The organism is Pseudorhizobium xiangyangii (assembly GCF_020531965.1).
GTDB classification, from domain to species: Bacteria; Pseudomonadota; Alphaproteobacteria; order Rhizobiales; family Rhizobiaceae; genus Neorhizobium; species Neorhizobium xiangyangii.
On sequence record NZ_JAJAWH010000010.1, the window covers coordinates 78,132 to 94,626 of the forward strand.

18 protein-coding genes are annotated in these 16,495 nt (G+C 62.8%); 12 read left to right on the forward strand and 6 right to left on the reverse strand.

Annotation, left to right across the window (positions count from 1 at the left end; genetic code table 11):
• Window positions 1-48 precede the first annotated feature (48 nt).
• Entirely contained in the window at window positions 49-1,167 is a 1,119-nt protein-coding gene (gene aroC / locus LH464_RS11015) for a chorismate synthase (RefSeq protein WP_226786428.1), read from the forward strand.
• Window positions 1,157-2,257: a 3,4-dihydroxy-2-butanone-4-phosphate synthase gene (gene ribB / locus LH464_RS11020; RefSeq protein ID WP_226786429.1), complete on the forward strand. Its 1,101-nt coding sequence runs from the start codon at window positions 1,157-1,159 to the stop codon at window positions 2,255-2,257. Before aroC ends, ribB begins: the two co-directional genes overlap by 11 nt.
• Before the next feature lie 5 nt (window positions 2,258-2,262).
• Here ribB and LH464_RS11025 read toward each other — a convergent pair whose 3' ends face one another.
• The 3 genes from LH464_RS11025 to LH464_RS11035 form a co-directional block, all read right to left on the reverse strand.
• Complete coding sequence (locus tag LH464_RS11025) at window positions 2,263-2,958, reverse strand: RES family NAD+ phosphorylase (protein WP_226786430.1); 696 nt, start codon at window positions 2,956-2,958, stop codon at window positions 2,263-2,265.
• A gap of 3 nt (window positions 2,959-2,961) precedes the next feature.
• Window positions 2,962-3,408: an antitoxin Xre-like helix-turn-helix domain-containing protein gene (locus tag LH464_RS11030; protein ID WP_226786431.1), complete on the reverse strand. Its 447-nt coding sequence runs from the start codon at window positions 3,406-3,408 to the stop codon at window positions 2,962-2,964.
• A 77-nt stretch (window positions 3,409-3,485) separates the two neighbouring features.
• Window positions 3,486-4,685, reverse strand: a complete 1,200-nt coding sequence (locus LH464_RS11035) for a winged helix-turn-helix domain-containing protein (RefSeq protein ID WP_226786432.1) — start codon at window positions 4,683-4,685, stop codon at window positions 3,486-3,488.
• A 141-nt stretch (window positions 4,686-4,826) separates the two neighbouring features.
• Here LH464_RS11035 and LH464_RS11040 point away from each other — a divergent pair, with 141 nt between their 5' ends.
• The 3 genes from LH464_RS11040 to LH464_RS11050 are packed head-to-tail and all read left to right on the forward strand — an operon-like array spanning window position 4,827 to window position 6,702.
• Window positions 4,827-5,504 (forward strand): energy-coupling factor ABC transporter ATP-binding protein, encoded by a 678-nt coding sequence (locus LH464_RS11040; protein ID WP_226786433.1) that lies wholly within the window; start codon window positions 4,827-4,829, stop codon window positions 5,502-5,504.
• Window positions 5,501-6,130 (forward strand): energy-coupling factor transporter transmembrane component T family protein, encoded by a 630-nt coding sequence (locus LH464_RS11045; RefSeq protein WP_226786434.1) that lies wholly within the window; start codon window positions 5,501-5,503, stop codon window positions 6,128-6,130. The genes LH464_RS11040 and LH464_RS11045 overlap by 4 nt, the downstream gene beginning before the upstream one ends.
• 5 nt (window positions 6,131-6,135) lie before the next feature.
• Window positions 6,136-6,702: a biotin transporter BioY gene (locus LH464_RS11050; protein ID WP_226786435.1), complete on the forward strand. Its 567-nt coding sequence runs from the start codon at window positions 6,136-6,138 to the stop codon at window positions 6,700-6,702.
• 65 nt (window positions 6,703-6,767) lie between these two features.
• Here LH464_RS11050 and LH464_RS11055 read toward each other — a convergent pair whose 3' ends face one another.
• The 3 genes from LH464_RS11055 to LH464_RS11065 all read right to left on the reverse strand — a co-directional run bounded on the left by LH464_RS11055 (window position 6,768) and on the right by LH464_RS11065 (window position 9,277).
• Window positions 6,768-7,367 (reverse strand): c-type cytochrome, encoded by a 600-nt coding sequence (locus LH464_RS11055; RefSeq protein WP_226786436.1) that lies wholly within the window; start codon window positions 7,365-7,367, stop codon window positions 6,768-6,770.
• On the reverse strand, window positions 7,367-8,623 hold the full coding sequence (locus LH464_RS11060) for a PQQ-dependent sugar dehydrogenase (protein ID WP_226786437.1): 1,257 nt from the start codon (window positions 8,621-8,623) through the stop codon (window positions 7,367-7,369). Before LH464_RS11060 ends, LH464_RS11055 begins: the two co-directional genes overlap by 1 nt.
• A gap of 255 nt (window positions 8,624-8,878) precedes the next feature.
• Window positions 8,879-9,277, reverse strand: coding sequence for an acyl-CoA thioesterase (locus tag LH464_RS11065; protein WP_226786438.1), 399 nt, complete (start codon window positions 9,275-9,277; stop codon window positions 8,879-8,881).
• A 126-nt stretch (window positions 9,278-9,403) separates the two neighbouring features.
• Here LH464_RS11065 and LH464_RS11070 point away from each other — a divergent pair, with 126 nt between their 5' ends.
• The 7 genes from LH464_RS11070 (at window position 9,404) to LH464_RS11100 (ending at window position 16,470) form a co-directional block, all read left to right on the forward strand.
• Window positions 9,404-10,336 (forward strand): histone deacetylase family protein, encoded by a 933-nt coding sequence (locus tag LH464_RS11070; protein WP_226786439.1) that lies wholly within the window; start codon window positions 9,404-9,406, stop codon window positions 10,334-10,336.
• 2 nt (window positions 10,337-10,338) lie between these two features.
• The gene (locus tag LH464_RS11075; RefSeq protein ID WP_142521532.1) at window positions 10,339-10,593 is read left to right on the forward strand and encodes an exodeoxyribonuclease VII small subunit; all 255 of its coding nucleotides are present in this window, start codon (window positions 10,339-10,341) and stop codon (window positions 10,591-10,593) included.
• A 146-nt stretch (window positions 10,594-10,739) separates the two neighbouring features.
• Entirely contained in the window at window positions 10,740-11,675 is a 936-nt protein-coding gene (locus tag LH464_RS11080; protein WP_226786523.1) for a TAXI family TRAP transporter solute-binding subunit, read from the forward strand.
• A 78-nt stretch (window positions 11,676-11,753) separates the two neighbouring features.
• Window positions 11,754-13,865, forward strand: coding sequence for a TRAP transporter permease (locus LH464_RS11085; RefSeq protein ID WP_226786440.1), 2,112 nt, complete (start codon window positions 11,754-11,756; stop codon window positions 13,863-13,865).
• The gene (locus LH464_RS11090) at window positions 13,862-14,233 is read left to right on the forward strand and encodes a DUF1850 domain-containing protein (RefSeq protein WP_226786441.1); all 372 of its coding nucleotides are present in this window, start codon (window positions 13,862-13,864) and stop codon (window positions 14,231-14,233) included. Before LH464_RS11085 ends, LH464_RS11090 begins: the two co-directional genes overlap by 4 nt.
• Window positions 14,234-14,361: 128 nt before the next feature.
• Window positions 14,362-15,462, forward strand: a complete 1,101-nt coding sequence (locus LH464_RS11095) for a hypothetical protein (RefSeq protein WP_226786442.1) — start codon at window positions 14,362-14,364, stop codon at window positions 15,460-15,462.
• Window positions 15,463-15,546: 84 nt separating this feature from the next.
• Window positions 15,547-16,470, forward strand: a complete 924-nt coding sequence (locus LH464_RS11100) for a pirin family protein (protein WP_226786443.1) — start codon at window positions 15,547-15,549, stop codon at window positions 16,468-16,470.
• The last annotated feature ends 25 nt before the right edge of the window (window positions 16,471-16,495 follow it).

Below are 16,495 nucleotides of genomic sequence, written 5' to 3' on the forward strand. Positions count from 1 at the left end.
ACCGCGTCAGGGGCTGGCAAAGGCTGGTCCAACATGGACGGTCCCGGTATGTCGCATAACACCTTCGGTCATCTCTTCCGTGTAACCACCTGGGGCGAAAGCCACGGCCCGGCGCTTGGCTGCGTCGTCGACGGCTGCCCTCCCGGCATTCAACTGACCCTCGCCGAAATCCAGAGCTGGATGGACAAGCGCAAGCCCGGCCAGTCCCGCTTCGTGACGCAACGACGTGAGGACGACATCGTCAAGGTGTTGTCCGGCGTGATGCTGGCCGAAGACGGCGAGACGATGATCACAACCGGTACGCCGATCTCCATGCTGATCGAAAATACCGACCAGCGCTCCAAGGATTACGGCGAGATCGCCCGGCGCTACCGGCCGGGACACGCGGATTTCACCTATGACGTCAAATACGGCATCCGCGATTACCGGGGCGGCGGACGCTCCTCCGCGCGCGAAACGGCAGCCCGCGTCGCCGCTGGCGCCGTTGCCCGCAAGGTCGTCCCGGGTCTCGTGGTGCGCGCGGCGCTGGTTCAGATCGGCAAGCACAAGATCAATCGCGCCAACTGGGATTGGGCTCAGATCGACCAGAACCCGTTCTTCTGCCCGGATCCCGCAACGGTGCCCGTGTGGGAAGAGTATCTCGATTCCATCCGCAAGAGTGGCTCGTCCATTGGAGCCGTCGTCGAGGTGGTTGCCGAGAACGTGCCCGCCGGCCTCGGCGCTCCGATCTATGGCAAGCTCGACCAGGATATCGCCTCGCTGCTCATGTCCGTCAACGCCGTGAAAGGCGTGGAGATCGGTGACGGTTTCGCGACAGCCGAACTCTCCGGCGAGGAGAATGCCGACGAAATGCGGATGGGTAATGACGGCAAGCCGCTGTTTCTGTCCAACCACGCCGGCGGCATTCTCGGTGGCATTTCCACCGGCCAGGCCGTGGTTGCCCGCTTCGCAATCAAGCCGACCTCATCCATCCTGACGGAGCGCCAATCGATCGATGCCGACGGCAACAATGTCGACGTGCGCACCAAGGGCCGTCACGACCCATGCGTTGGCATCCGTGCCGTTCCCATCGGCGAGGCCATGGTTGCCTGCGCCATAGCCGATCACTATCTCCGCGACCGGGCGCAGACCGGCCAGTTGCGCCAAGGAAACTCCCATGACCTATGATCAGAAGCGTGTCGTCGATGCCATCCGCGCCTTCGAGGCCGGCGAAATCGTTGTCGTCATGGACGATGACGGCCGCGAGAACGAGGGCGATCTGATCGTCGCCGCCGTCCACTGCACAGCGGAAAAGATGGCCTTCATCGTGCGCCATACCTCGGGCATCGTCTGCGCACCCATGCCGCGCGAAGAGGCGAAGCGCCTGAATCTCAACGCAATGGTGGCGGAAAACGACAGCGCGCACACCACGGCCTTCACCGTGTCCGTTGATTTCAAGCACGGCACCACCACCGGCATTTCCGCTGACGATCGAACATTGACGGTTCGCAACCTCGCCAATTCCAACGCCGGTGCGTCGGATTTCGTACGTCCGGGGCATATTTTCCCGCTGGTCTCCCGCGAAGGCGGCGTCCTGATGCGGTCCGGCCACACGGAAGCGGCCGTCGACCTGTGCAAGCTTGCGGGCCTGCCGCCGGTCGGCGTGATTTCGGAGTTGGTGAACGATGACGGCACCGTCATGCGCGGACCACAGGTCGCGGCCTTTGCCGAAAATGCCGGCCTGAAGCAGGTTTCGGTTGCCGACCTGATCGCCTACCGCCAGCGCAAGGAAACCTTGATCCAGCTGGCATCGAGCTTCGATGTCGAGACTCCCTACGGACCGGCCAAGGCACATGCCTACTCGCTGCCCTGGGATCCCATGCAGCACCTCGCTCTCGTCTTCGGGGACATCCGCGACGGGGTCGACATTCCGGTACGGCTGCATCTCGAGCATGTGGGCCGCGACGTGTTCGGCAAGAGCCGGCAGATCGACGACATCATGAAGCGGATTGCCGACAAGGGCCGAGGCGTCATCGTCTATCTTCGCGAAGGCTCTGTCGGCGTCGGCGTTTCGACCACGGCCCGCAGCGGCAACCATGACCGCGAGGCGCACAGCGAGGCGCAGCAGCGGGAGAACGAATGGCTGGAAATCGGACTTGGTGCACAGATCCTGAAAGATCTCGGCGTCACGTCCATCCGCCTCTTCGCTTCGCGCGAGCGCCACTATGTCGGGCTGGAAGGCTTCGGCATCCAGATCAGTGGCACCGATATCGTCTAGGATATCTACCCGCTGATCGGTCCCTGGACCTCCGGTGAGGGCTCGCCCGACCAGACAAGCCGATAGACATCTCCCTGCCGGACGGATTGGACGGCAGCCGGCCGCAGAACGGCAAAGCAGGTGCCGCCCGCATGGCGGACGGACGGGTATACGATGCCGTTCAGGCCATGAGCACGAGCCTGCTCGGCCAGCCCGTTCCCGGCAGGGTATCCGACCCCCTTGTCAGGACTGAGTGCGGCGTGTCCCGGCATTTCACGCAGGTCGACGAAATCGCCGGAGAGGCTGCAGAACATTTCCGCATATTCCACCACGGCGTTGAAATCGCCGGTGCGCGCCAGGAACTCGGTCATATGGAAGCCGATTTCCGCAAGACAGGTTTCCACAGCCAGAGCCGCATACCATGCGCCGCGGTTCTCTCCGTTGAAGCGGTTCGGTTCCCGCGGCTTGGCATAGGCGAAGCTCGCGTTGATGAAATGCGCATGGGGAACATCATAGACCAGCTCATTCGCGGCCAGCCCGGAAATGCCGGTCGTTTCCGCCATCGTCCGGCTGCTGGTCGCCCCTTCGATCTCGGCCAGCTGTGCAAGCTCGCCCTCGTCATCGACCAGAGCCGCCAGCACCGATTGCCGCAGCCGCGCCGTGGTCACCAGCCGCACAGTCCTTGCGTAGGCGGCCGTGATGACTGGTACGCCGTCGATCAACAACTACAAGCCCCCACGCACCGCATCGACATAGCGGCGAACATCCAGCATCAGCGGAATACCGCCTTCGATCATCGCCGCGACCGGCGCCCGGCCTTCAAACAGCGGGCCTGAATTCGCAAGCACCGGCCAGCGATCCGCCATCCCATCGGCAAACAGCAGGTGCAATCCCTTGTAGATACCGGTCAGCACCGAAATACGGGTCATCTGATCCTGGCTCAACGCCCTGACCGAAGCTTTGCCCCGACCTTCCGATTTCAATCGCTCCCAGGTACTCAGCGAGACGCCGAGAAGGGCTGCCGCCTGCGCGCCGGTCAGATCCCATTGTTCGACAAGGCGCCGGTAAGCCTTCATCGCCGTGCCGGCGAGACGGGTACGGTCCGCTTCCGACGCAAATCCCTGCCGCCGGGGCGAAGGCACCTGCTGTTTCAGTTCGAGAACTTGCACCACGGGGCCGCCTCCATCAAATGACAGACAATATATACGTCATTTGATGGAGGATTTCCATAGCAGGCCCGATACGGCCCTCAATTCTGCTCACCTCGCCAGCCGTCCTGGAATCTCAACCCCTCCACGCCCGCGAACCTGGCGACACGCAGGAGTTCCGCCTCGAGCTTTTCCAGCCGCCCGGCCGAGGCACGCACGCCGGGCTCCAGCCAGAGGCGGCGCACGTCGAGCACACCCGACTTGCGGTCAGCCTTCATGTCGATGCGGCCGATCATCCGATCGCCTTCGAGCAGCGGGAAGACGTAGTAGCCGTATTGGCGTTTCGGCTCCGGAACGAAGATTTCGATACGATAATTGAAGTCGAAGAGCCGTTCGGCGCGGTTGCGGTCACGCAACAGCGGGTCGAACGGGCTCAGAACCCTGACGCGCGCGGGAGGCTCCGGTATATCGCCGAGATGCTCAGGAAAGCCCTGGAAGGCGAAGGCCGCTCGCGGCTTGCCGCCGTTGGCGCCCTCGACAGCCACGTCCACCAGCTCGTCTCGGTGGCTGTCTGCCCATTCCCTGGCTTCCTGCGCGGTAACGAGATCCCAGAAGGCCGCGATTTCCCCATGGGTTGCGAAACCGAGCCGATCGAGGGAGCTGCGGCAGGCCCAATCGACGAAATCGTCGTGGCTCACTTCCGGCGCGTGATGATGCGGGGGCAGCACACGCTCTGTCAGGTCGTAGATCTTCTGGAAGTTGACACGGCCGGCAATCGCGAGCTTGCCGGTATGCCAGTAATATTCGAGTGCCGTCTTGTTCGGGTGCCAGTTCCACCAGCCTCCCGATTTGTGATCCTCGGCCTTCATCTCGCGCGACATGATTGGCCCGCCTTCGACGATCCGCTGATAGGTCTCCTCGAAGGCCTTGTCGAAATCCTCGCCCTGCCATTTCCGCCACCGCTCGCCGATCACAGCCTCGCGCCGGAGAAACCGGTGCTTCCAGTACCGGAAGAAGGCAGCCGGGATGACTGACGCGTCGTGCGTCCAGTGCTCGAAAAGTTCTCCATCCTTTTCCAGCAGCCGCTGAAGATGTTCGCGACGATAGGTCTGGTTGCGGGAAAACAGGATCATGTGATGGGCCCGCTCGACGGTCGCGATGCTGTCGATCTGCACGAAGCCGAGCTTGTTGACGAGGTCCAGCAGACCCGGCTTGTCCATGCTGCGCGAGGGCGGCAGGGAAAGACCTTGCCGTTCCATGAAGATCCGACGCGCCTGTTCGTTCGGGATGAGAATCACCATGATCGACAGAGTAGGACGAACCCGGGCTCACATCAATGTTCACGGTCTGTTTTCTATTCCCCTGCCCGTCCATCCGCTCAAGAGCCTTTCCAACCTGCCGGGAAAGGCTTTATAGGAGCGCCGACGAATGAGGGGCCGTGCGTGCAGATCCATTTCGAACAGGCCGGGGCGAGTTTTGAGGGACGTGTCGCGGTCGAACCGTTGACGCTGTCGCTTACCGAACGCCGGATCGGCATCATCGGGCTCAACGGCTCCGGCAAGACGACGTTTGCCCGGATGATCAACGGGCTGGTGAAACCGACGCAAGGCCGCGTAACCGTGGACGGCTTCGACTCCGCCAGCGACGGCGAGACCGTTCGTGCCAAGGTTGGCTTCATCTTCCAGAACCCGCAGAACCAGATCATCCTGCCGATCCTGCACGAGGACATCGCGCTCGGGCTCAAGAACCGCCGGCTCCCTCGACACGCCGTGGACGCGGCGGTCGACGGCATCCTGCGGCGCTTCGGAATTGAACGCCTCTCGGGGCGACGGGTCCATGAACTTTCCGGCGGGGAGCTACAGTTGGCGGCGCTCGCCTCGGTTCTGGTGACCGAGCCGGAGGTCGTCATCCTGGACGAGCCGACCAACCAGCTCGACCTGCGCAACCGTGCGCTCGTCGAAAAGACAGTTCACGGTCTCGACGAAATGGCCATCGTCATCAGCCATGACCTCGACCTTATCCGGGACTTCGACCGGGTGCTGCTTTTCCACGAAGGACGGCTGGCCGCCGACGATGCGCCGTCACAGGTGATTGCCCGGTACCGGGAACTAGCCGCATGAACACGCTCTATGTCACGGGGAACAGCCTGCTTCACCGGCTTTCCGCCCGTGCCAAGCTGATTGCGCTTGCCGCAACGGGCATTGCGCTCATCGTCCTAGCATCGCCACTTCTCCTGGGAATTTCCACGCTCGCGGCACTGGCACTCTACGCTTCGGTTGGGATCGGATGGCGGCAATCCTGGCTGCGCCTCAGGCCGGTCTTCGTGACGATATTCGTGGTGGCGATCTTCGCCCTGCTCGTCAACTCGCCGGAGGAAGCGGCTGTCACTCTCCTGCGGCTCACCACGCTCGTCCTGCTCGCGGCGGCTGTAACGGCCACCACCGGGATCGGCGAGTTCGTGGACGAGATTACCCTCGCCGCCCGCCCGCTCGAACGGTTGGGCCTCGTGAGGGCGTCCGACATCGGACTGGCGGTCGGCCTGGTCATCCGCTTCGTGCCGGAAGTGCTGGGACGCTACCAGGCAATCCGGGATGCGCATGAGGCGCGAGGGCTGAAAGCCCGGCCGCTGACGCTTGCCGTCCCGCTGATCATCCTGACGTTGAAGAATGCCGACGACATAGCAGCCGCCATTGACGCCCGCGGAATCCGCGGGCACAAACCTGCGCGACGTTCCAAGGAGAGATAGAGAACATGACCACCCGCGACCTCGTTCTTGCTGCGCTGTTTGCCGCCATCATTGTCGTCCTCGGCCTTCTGCCGCCTATTCCGGTTGGCTTCATCCCCGTGCCTATCCACGCGCAGTCGCTCGGCGTCATGCTGGCCGGCGTCGTGCTCGGCGCCAAGCGCGGCACCGTTGCCGTGCTGATCTTCCTCCTGCTTGCGGCAATCGGTCTACCCGTGCTCTCTGGCGGTCGCGGCGGGCTTGGCGTCTTTATGGCCCCACCGGCGGGCTACCTTGTCGGCTTTGTCTTTGCGGCATTCGTGACCGGCTGGATTTCGGAGCGCGTCATAAAGCGGGAACAGAGCGGGCTTGGCCAGATCGCAAGCTTCTTCGTGGCCGCCGTGATCGGCGGCATCCTGGTAGACCACCTGATCGGCGTGCTGTGGCTCGCCTACGGCCCGACCAATCTCGGCCTTGCGAACGCGTTCCTCGGCACGCTGGCATTCGTGCCGGGCGATATCGTCAAGGCGGTCGTTGCGGCGCTGGCCGGACGGGCCGTCATGGTCGGCTATCCCCTGCTTCCGGCACGGGCCTGATCCTGCCGAAGCGACCCATATCTGGAGGCCCGGGCGCTGCGTCCGGGCTTCCGTTTCAGACGGCACTATTTCACCGGCGGAATGCTGATCGTCGTCGCAGCATACCAATCGGCGACGGCGCGGATTTCCGCATCGCTCATGTCCGCCGCGACCTCCGACATGACGGCATGCGTCCGCTTGCCTGACCGGAATGCCTTCAGCTGCGTATCGATGTAGATGGTGTTTTCCCCTGCGAGGTTCGGCGCATCCTCGATCGTCGCCAGACCGTCCGGTCCGTGACATGATACGCATGTTTCCGGCGCCATGCCTTCTGACTTTCCCGCCCTCAGCGAAGCCGTGGCCGGCTGTGCGGAATACCAGGCTGCGAGGTCTGCGATTGCCTGGTCATCCAGTCCCTTGGCAACCACGGACATCATCTCGTGGGTGCGCGTGCCGTCACGGAATGCGATCAGCTGGCGCGCAACGTAGTTGGCGGGCTCCCCGCCGATGTGAGGGGCGATCGGGATCTTGGCGAGCCCTTCGAGACCGTGGCAGGTGCGGCACATTCCCGCCTTCCTGCGTCCCGCAGCCGGATCTCCGGTGAGATCCTCGGCTACGGCAGGCGGCGCGATGAAAGCCTGGGCGAGGAAGACCCCGCCCAGGCCAAGCATGACCGGATTTCGCATCAATTACCCTCGTAGGAGATGCGATAGATGGCACCGGCCAGATCGTCCGACACCAGCAGCGATCCATCCCGCAACTGGGCAACATCGACCGGACGGCCAAGATACTCGCCGTTCTCGTCGATCCAGCCCTCGGCAAAGGGCTCGGATGTCGCCTTTCCTTCCTCGTCTACGAACGTCACCATGACCCGCGCCCCGACGGGGGTGGTGCGGTTCCAGGAGCCGTGCTGGGCGGAGAAGATGGCGTTCTTGTACTTTTCCGGGAACATGCTGCCGGTGTAGAAGCTCATGCCGAGATCGGCGGCGTGTGCGGCGGTCTCGACCGCCGGGGCAACGACCTCGACCGGCACTTCCTGCCCCTCGTATTCCTTGGTGCGGATCGAGCCTCCGCCAAACCAGGGATGACCGAAGTGCTGACCGGAAGCGGTCTGGCGATTGATCTCGCCGGGAGGTATGTCGTCACCCATTCCATCCACCTGGTTGTCGGTGAACCATAGGTCGCCGGTCACCGGATGGAAGTCATGCCCGACGGAGTTGCGAACACCGTGGGTGAAGACCTCGCGGCCGGTACCATCGGTGTTGATGCGGATGATCCCGCCTATGCCGACCTTCTTAAACTCTTCCAGACTTTCCGCGGGCGCGACGTTGAAGGGCTGGCCGAGCGAGATATAGGCCTTGCCGTCCGGCCCGATCTTGCAGACACGCGCCGTGTGGTTGAAGCTTTCGTGCGCAGCCGGGACCAGTTCTCCCTTCTTGATGAGATTGAAGGCGGCGACATCCGGCCCCTCGTAGAAGAACTCGGCGGCGGGGAAGAGCAGGACGCGGTTCTGCTCGGCGATGTAAAGGAAACCGTCCTTCGAGAAGCATACCCCGTTCGGAACGGAAAACTGCAGCGAAGGCGCGAAATCCTTCACCTCATCAGCGACCCGGTCCTTGTTGCGATCAGTGACCGCCCAGACCTTGTCCTTGCGGGTGCCGACGAAGGTCACGACCCCCTGCGGACCGACGGCCATATGGCGAGCATCCGGCACGATGGCGTAAAGCTCGATCTTGAACCCCGGCGGAAGCTTGATCCCCTCGAGGTTCTTCTTCACCCCGTCGGCGTATTCGCCCTTCTGCTCGATCAGGGTGAATTCGGTCGTGCCGGTGGTCTGGAAGTTGGACAGCTTCTCCAGATTGTCGGGCACAGCAGGCGCTTGTGCATGCGCAAAACTCGCCGCAAGAGCAAACACGGCGACGGACGACAGCAGGCGTTTCATGATTTTCCTCCCAGATTAATCACAATCGTCAGACACACGCCAAGCGTTGCCGGCGTGCCAGCATGCATTTCGCTTCATGTCATTTAATCAGGATGCGGGCAGCGTCAGTGCCTCCCAACACGCGCTACCGCAGCAGTGTAGGAACGGATCTCTCCATGAGTCAATTCGAATAATCGAAAGGCCCCGAGGAGGATATGTGCACGTGCGGGTTTCCCGCTACGCGGGATCGCGGGCATCCGTTGCGATCCGCGCCGGTCAGTCGAGAAATTGGTAGAACCAGTCGCGCAGGTCTTCGGGGAGCTTGACCGGCTCCCTGCTCTGCATGTCGCAGGCGGTCCAGACGATCTCCGCTTCGGCGACCTCCTCGCCATCACGCATCATCCGCACCAGGAACCCGGCGGACTTCCCCCCGATCTTGCTGACATGGACGTCCATGCGCACATGATCGTGCAGGCGAAGCGCGGCGTGGAAAACACAGACGATCTTGCCGACCCTGAAGTACGGATCATCCGGCATGGCGGGACGGCGCTTCCAGAACGCGTTCAGCGCCTCCTCCGCCCTGGCGACATAAACCGAACGGAACATTTCACCGTGCAGGTCGATGTCCCTGAACGGAACCTGGAATTCCATGAAATCTGCAGGTTCTCTATCCACAGCACCTCCAGCGCGCCCCGGTCAATGTAAGCTCATTCTCCCGGGCTTCACAAGCGCGTCCGGGCGCGCAGCTTGAAAAGGCCTGCGATATGCGCCATGTCGTGGCAAACCGGAGACGACGCCGCGATGTCCACCCGCCTTTACGAACACGACATCTTCCTGGAGCACCGCACACCCGAGGGCCATCCGGAACGGGCAGATCGCCTGCGCTCGCTGGCCATCGCCCTTCAGCACCCGAATTTCGAGAAACTGGACCGCAAACAAGCGCCACAGGCAAACGAGGACTCGGTGCTGCTCGCCCATCCGGAGGAGCATCTGCGCGCCGTGATGCGCGAGATCCCGGAAGAGGACGAGGTTCGTCAGATCGAGGCCGATACCTATGTCGGGAACAAGAGCCTGCAGGCGGCGCTGACCGGCATCGGCGGAGCGATGGCCGCGGTGGACGATGTCTTCACCGGTGCCGCCGACAATGTGTTCGTGGCCGCCCGTCCGCCGGGTCACCACGCCGAGAAAACGAAGGCGATGGGCTTCTGCCTGTTCAACAACGCCGCGATCGCCGCCCGCCATGCGCAAAAAGCCCATGGCGTGGAACGCGTTGCAATCGTCGATTGGGACGTCCACCACGGCAACGGCACGCAGGACATCTTCTGGGACGATCCGTCCGTACTCTTCTGCTCGACGCACCAGATGCCGCTCTATCCGTGGACGGGCGCAAAGGACGAAACCGGCACCAAGGGCAATATCGTCAATGCGCCGCTGGAGAAGGATTCGGCCGGCGAGCATTTCCGAGATGCGTTCAAGACACGCGTGCTGCCGGCACTGGAGAACTTCCGCCCGGACTTCCTGATCATCTCCGCCGGATTCGATGCCCACCACCGGGATCCGCTGGCGCAGATCAACCTTGTCGGCGATGACTTCGACTGGGCAACGGGACGCCTGATGGAAATTGCGGGGAAACATGCCGGCAACAGGCTTATCAGCCTGCTGGAGGGCGGATATGATCTCGAGGGGCTGGCCGAATCCGCCGGGCTCCACATTTGCAGACTGATGAAGGGCTAACGATGACCGATACCGCCGAAACAATCGATGTCAGCGGCTACACGTTCGAGAAGGCCGTGGCGGAACTGGAAAGCATCGTGGCCCGACTGGAACGCGGCGATGTGGCGCTCGACGAGTCCATCGCCATCTACGAGCGTGGCGAGGCCCTGAAAAAGCATTGCGAAAAATTGCTGACGGCGGCGGAAAACCGGATCGAGAAGATCCGCCTCGACCGCGCCGGCAAGCCCCAGGGTGTCGAACCGCTCGACGGAGAATAACCCCCAGGATAATTCAAGCTTGCAGGAACTTGCCACGTTCTTGACACAAAGCGATTGACGGCACTCCTCCACTTCCGCATGTTTAGCGCCGGCTGAACGATGTCTTTGGGAGGAGCAAAATCGTGAAATCCAGTAAAATCAACTTCATGCTTGCCGCAACGCTGGCAGTTTCGGCAACCTTTGCATCCACGGGGGCAAAGGCGCAGGAGTTCATCAATGTGCTGACAGGGGGAACCTCGGGCGTCTACTATCCGCTCGGCGTGGCTCTTTCGGAAATATACGGCGAGAAGATCGAGGGTTCGCGCACGCAGGTGCAGGCAACCAAGGCCTCCGTCGAAAACCTGAACCTGCTGCAGGCCGGACGCGGCGAAATCGGCTTTTCGCTGGGCGATTCCGTTCAGGAAGCCTGGGAGGGCAATACGGAAGCCGGCTTTCCGGGCAAGCTGGACAAGCTGCGCGGCATCGCCGGCATCTATCCCAATTATATCCAGATCGTCGCGAGCCAGGAATCGGGCGTGAAGACGCTGGCCGACCTCAAGGGCAAGAGCCTCTCGGTCGGTGCTCCCAAGTCGGGCACGGAATTGAACGCGCGGGCAATCTTCCAGGCCGCCGGCATGTCCTACGAGGACCTGGGCAAGGCTGAATACCTGCCGTTCGCCGAATCCGTCGAGCTGATCAAGAACCGCCAGCTGGATGCAACGCTGCAGTCCGCTGGCCTCGGCGTCGCTTCCATCCGTGACCTTGCGACATCCCTGCCCATCAATGTCGTTGCCGTTCCGGCCGCGGAAGTGGAGAAGATCGGCTCGCCCTATCTGCCCGTCACAATCCCGGCCGGCACCTATGACGGCCAGACCGAAGACGTGCCGACGGCAGCCGTCGGCAACTTCCTCATCACCCACGAGGGCGTATCCGAGGAAACCGTCTACCAGATGACGAAGCTGCTGTTCGAGAACCTCGACCGCCTGGCCGCGTCGCATGCGGCTGCCAAGGCGATCGACCCCAAGACGGCCCTGGAAGGCATGCCGGTTCCGCTGCATCCGGGTGCCGAGCGCTACTACAAGGAAGCCGGCCTGTTGAAGTAGCCCTTGCCGGGAATTCCATCCCCGCGGCCGTCGTGAGGCCGCGGGGATTTGCATCTTGGGACGAGTTTCGAGGGACGCATGACCGATCTTGCAGCAGTGGAAAGCAAGCCAGTACCGCATTCGGCGGAAGAGGCCATCGAGGGACTGCCATCCGGCTTTGGCGACGGACTTACGGGCAGGATCGCCTTCTGGATCGCCTTTACATTTTCGCTGTTCCAGCTCTGGTCCGCCGCGTATGGAACGCTGCCGAGCCAGGTCATGCGAGCGATGCATGTCGGCTTCCTGCTTCTGCTCGGCTTCGTCCTCTTTGGAAATCTCGTGGCAAAGACCAGGGCCGGGAAGATCTGGTTCTGGACGCTCGGCATCGTCGGCTTCCTGACCGGCGTCTACAACTGGATCTTTTATAACGATCTGATCCTGCGGAGCGGATTTCACACTCCGCTCGACCTCACCGTCGCGACGGTGATGATCGTGCTGGTGTTCGAAGGTGCAAGGCGACTGATGGGCCTGCCGTTGACGATCATAGCGGGGGTCTTCCTCGCCTATTGCTTCTTCGGCCAATACTTCCCTGCACCCTTCATCCACCGCGGTTATGACTTCGAACTGATCGTCGAGCATTTCGGCTTCGGAACCGAAGGGATCTACGGCACGCCGATCTATGTGTCGGCCGCCTACATCTTCATCTTCGTCGTCTTTGCCGCCTTCCTGGAGCGTGCCGGCATGCTGGCGCTGTTCAACGACTTCGCGCTCGGCCTCGTCGGCACCTGGCGCGGCGGCCCGGCGCAGGTCTGCGTCATGTCGTCGGCGTTGATGGGCACGATCTCGGGCTCGGGCGTGGCCAACGTCGTCGCCAGCGGCCAGTTCACCATTCCGCTGATGAAGCGCTTCGGCTTCCGTTCCGCCTTTGCGGGCGGGGTCGAGGCCACCTCGTCCATGGGCGGCCAGATCATGCCACCGGTGATGGGTGCCGTCGCCTTCATCATGGCCGAGACCCTGAACCTTCCCTATGCCGACATCGTAAAAGCCGCGCTGATCCCCGCCATCCTCTACTTTGGCGTCTGCTTCTGGATGGTGTTCCTGGAGGCAGGAAAGGCCGGGCTGCGCGGCATGAACAAGGCCGACCTGCCCAACCCGTGGCTGGCCTTGAAGGAGCACTGGCCGCTCGTCCTGCCTCTCGGAGCCCTCGTCTACCTGCTGTTTGCCGGCTACACACCAATCTTCGCCGGAACGATGGGACTTGCGCTCGTCGTCGTTCTTATCCTCGGCATGCCGCTTGCCGCGAGCATCGGTCCCTTCATCTTCCGCGTCGTGTTCTGGCTTGCGCTGGGATTGGCTGCGGCATCCTTCCTCAAGTTCGGCGTCAACTTCCTCGTCATCGTCATCGCGGCGCTGATCGTCGGCTGCCTGTTCGTCAAGGGTGGCAAGGATACGCTCGCAATCTGCCGCGACGCCATGGCGGAAGGCGCGAAGAACGCGCTCCCGGTCGGCATCGCCTGCGCCATCGTCGGCATCGTCATCGGGACGCTGACGCTGACCGGCATCGCCTCGACTTTCATCGGCTTCATCATCCGCATCGGCGAGGACAACCTTTTTCTGTCGCTGGTGCTGACGATGATCACCTGCCTGATCCTCGGCATGGGCATACCGACCATCCCGAATTACATCATCACCTCGTCACTGGCGGGCCCTGCCCTCCTGGAACTCGGCGTGCCGCTGCTCGTCAGCCATATGTTCGTCTTCTATTTCGGCATCATGGCGGACCTGACGCCGCCAGTGGCGCTCGCCTGCTTCGCGGCGGCGCCGATGGCCAAAACCTCCGGATTGAAGATATCGCTACAGGCGACAAAGCTTGCGACGGCAGGCTTCGTCGTGCCGTTCATGGCGGTCTACACGCCGGCGCTGATGCTGCAGGACGCAGGCCCGATCGCCGCCGAATGGGGTTATCCGGTCGAGGTCGCCTACGTCTTCGCCAAGGCCTGCTTCGGCATTGCGCTCTGGGGCATCGCAGTCGTCGGCTTCCTGTTCGCCCGACTGGCGATCTGGGAACGGATTTTGGCGTTCGTCGCCGGCTTCTCGGTCGTCCTCGCGTTGCCATGGACGGACGAGATCGGTTGGGTGCTCGGGCTGATCGTCGTCGGTCAGCACTGGTACCGCTCCCGCAACGCAGCGCCCGTCACTGCCATGCCATGAGCCTGTGCGTCCTTGCGGCCGGCAAGATGACGGTGCTTGCCGTGTCTGCCTTCACACTCTCCTGGACACACTCCGTGCAGCAGACGGAGTGGCGCGAGAGCTGGTCTGTGACGCCGGTCGGCCTTCACCTGACGGAGGCTGCGGTGAAGGGATCCGGCGCCGGCATGGAGCCCGGGCCGGACGCAATACTGAGGAACGGATGGTGGTCGTGGTCACCACGACTGCCGCCGCAACCGAGCCTCTCACTGGCCGCATCGGGATCCACGACGGGCGGCTGGCGCCTTTGTACGGCGACGGGTTGCATCACGCTCGGCGCGGTGTCCGGCGACGACACCAGACTGTCAGCTTGCGAGCGCAGCGCCGGGTAGCAACTTACCCAAGGTAGCAGCTTAACCGGTAGTTCACCCCGGCAGTGTACGAGACATACCTGCATTTGCGATGTGACGACGTCGAAGCAAGACCCCTGTTCCACAGCGGAAAGTACCGGTACTGATCGATGGCTCACCTTCGCCCGCTGACAAGCACCGACATACCCGACGTGGCGCGCCTGTTTCACAAGGTGTTCAACGGCGGCAAGGGCCCAGTTTCCCCGGAGGTCGTGTCCTATCTCCGCGCGCTCTATGTCGATCACCTCGCCTGCGCTGCGGATATCCCGCCACTGGTCTACCTGGATCAGGGAGACCGGATCCTTGGCTTCATCGGACGACACGCCATTCCCTTCGCCCGCGGTGAGGAACCGCTGCGGGCTGCCCTCTGCAGCACGATCATGGTGGATGCGGATGCCCGCGACCCGCTAGCCGGAGCGCGGCTGTTGCGCGGCGCTTTCGATGGCCCGCAGGACTTTACCTTCACGGAAAGCGCGCTCGATGTTTCGCTTCATATGTGGCGAAGTGCCGGCGCCGTGCCGATTGCCGGCCACAGCCTCGACTGGCTCTACCCGATCAGGCCGGTCACCTTCGCCGTGGAGATCACCGGAAAGCGCCATCGCCTCTCACCCGTACTGAGGCCACTTGCCAAGGCTGCGGACCGCCTGGTGAACCGCTTCACGAAACCGGAAATGGCCGCAGCGCCAAGGCAGAGGACCGCAGCCGGCCAGAGCGAAGTCTCCGTAACCTCGGCTGACGATTTCACCGACCATTTCCAGGCTCTGATCGGGCGTTTTCCGCTGCAGCCGAAATGGCGCACTGAGCAGTTACGCGCCCTGGTCGCCGAAGCCAGTGCCAAGCAAAAGTTCGGGCAACCGGTGTTTGGAAGCGTCCACAAGGCAGGCAGGCTTCTGGGTGCTTTCTTCTACCATGTGCGTCCGGGTGGCGTCGCGCGCGTCGTTCAGCTCCTCGCGCTGCCCGGCGCGGAGAGCGAGGTTTTCTCGCACCTGCTGAACCACGCCTCCGACATGCAGGCGAGCGCCGTCAGGGGCAGGGTCCAGCCCTTCCTGATGGATTGCATGCTCGGCCGGCGCGTCGTGCTGCTCAACGCCGCATCGACCCTCGTCCATACCCGCAATCCCAAGTTGATGGCGGAACTGAGCCAGGGCCAGGGCTTTCTTAACGGTCTCGCCGGAGAGCAGTGGAGCCGCCTTCTCGGCGATGTCCTGTGATCGCAGGGGCATGATTTGTGCCAAGGCAAGGCTGGAATGTGATCGTCACCGGAGATAGGCTGTTGGCGAACACGAGAGGTCGCAATGTCCTTCTTTCCCGGAATTGATCCCGAAGCCGGCGACAAGTTCGCCTGCGATGCGATCGAAAACCTGATCATCCCGCGGTCCAGCGACATCGGTGGCTTCCCGGTGCGCCGAGCCTTGCCTTCGCGACGGCGCCGGCTTGTTGGGCCATTCATCTTCTTCGACCGGATGGGACCTGCCCTGTTGCGGGCCGGCGAGGCGCTCGACGTCAAGCCGCATCCACATATCGGATTGTCGACCGTCACCTATCTCTTCGATGGCGAGATCAAACACCGCGACAGCCTTGGCACGGAACTCGTCATCCGGCCGGGCGACATCAACCTGATGACCGCGGGACGCGGCATCGTCCACTCCGAGCGGACGCCGGAGAACCTGCGCGGCCTGCCGCTCTCCATCTCCGGTCTGCAGACATGGCTGGCGCTCCCGGACGACAAGGAGGAGATCGATCCGGTATTCTCCCACACGGACGTCGATGCAATGCCGGTGATCGACAGCGACGGTGCCACGGGTCGCATCGTCATCGGAAGCTTTGCCGGCCTTTCCTCGCCGGTGCCATCCTTCACGGACACGCTCTACGCCGATCTGCGGCTGGAGGCTGGACGGCGCTTCCCGTTCCCTGCCGCACATGAAGAACGCGCCATCTACGTCCTGTCCGGTGAACTGGTCGTCGCCGGTGACCGTTTCTCGGCAGACCAATTGCTCGTGTTCCGGCCCGGCGACGAGATTACCCTCGAAGCGGGAGAGGACGGCTGCCACCTGATGCTGTTCGGTGGCGCGGCACTGAACTCGAAGCGCTACATCTGGTGGAACTTCGTCTCCTCCTCCAAGGAGCGTATCGAGCAGGCGAAGGAGGAGTGGAGGACGGGCCGGTTCGACATCGTGCCCGGCGACGAGGAAGAGTTTGTCCCTTTGCCCCAGCGCTGAAATCCTTTAAGGCGTTTACTTAAGG

What these genes read in the sequence shown, in the direction of transcription:
- LH464_RS11080 (WP_226786523.1), top strand. Translation starts at nt 10,740, where the DNA reads ATGCTTGCCGCAACGCTGGCAGTTTCGGCAACCTTTGCATCCACGGGG.
- LH464_RS11090 (WP_226786441.1), top strand. Translation starts at nt 13,862, where the DNA reads ATGAGCCTGTGCGTCCTTGCGGCCGGCAAGATGACGGTGCTTGCCGTG.
- LH464_RS11035 (WP_226786432.1), bottom strand. Translation starts at nt 4,685, where the DNA reads ATGGTGATTCTCATCCCGAACGAACAGGCGCGTCGGATCTTCATGGAA.
- LH464_RS11075 (WP_142521532.1), top strand. Translation starts at nt 10,339, where the DNA reads ATGACCGATACCGCCGAAACAATCGATGTCAGCGGCTACACGTTCGAG.
- ribB (WP_226786429.1), top strand. Translation starts at nt 1,157, where the DNA reads ATGACCTATGATCAGAAGCGTGTCGTCGATGCCATCCGCGCCTTCGAG.
- aroC (WP_226786428.1), top strand. Translation starts at nt 49, where the DNA reads ATGTCGCATAACACCTTCGGTCATCTCTTCCGTGTAACCACCTGGGGC.
- LH464_RS11045 (WP_226786434.1), top strand. Translation starts at nt 5,501, where the DNA reads ATGAACACGCTCTATGTCACGGGGAACAGCCTGCTTCACCGGCTTTCC.
- LH464_RS11055 (WP_226786436.1), bottom strand. Translation starts at nt 7,367, where the DNA reads ATGCGAAATCCGGTCATGCTTGGCCTGGGCGGGGTCTTCCTCGCCCAG.
- LH464_RS11060 (WP_226786437.1), bottom strand. Translation starts at nt 8,623, where the DNA reads ATGAAACGCCTGCTGTCGTCCGTCGCCGTGTTTGCTCTTGCGGCGAGT.
- LH464_RS11070 (WP_226786439.1), top strand. Translation starts at nt 9,404, where the DNA reads ATGTCCACCCGCCTTTACGAACACGACATCTTCCTGGAGCACCGCACA.
- LH464_RS11085 (WP_226786440.1), top strand. Translation starts at nt 11,754, where the DNA reads ATGACCGATCTTGCAGCAGTGGAAAGCAAGCCAGTACCGCATTCGGCG.
- LH464_RS11050 (WP_226786435.1), top strand. Translation starts at nt 6,136, where the DNA reads ATGACCACCCGCGACCTCGTTCTTGCTGCGCTGTTTGCCGCCATCATT.
- LH464_RS11095 (WP_226786442.1), top strand. Translation starts at nt 14,362, where the DNA reads ATGGCTCACCTTCGCCCGCTGACAAGCACCGACATACCCGACGTGGCG.
- LH464_RS11100 (WP_226786443.1), top strand. Translation starts at nt 15,547, where the DNA reads ATGTCCTTCTTTCCCGGAATTGATCCCGAAGCCGGCGACAAGTTCGCC.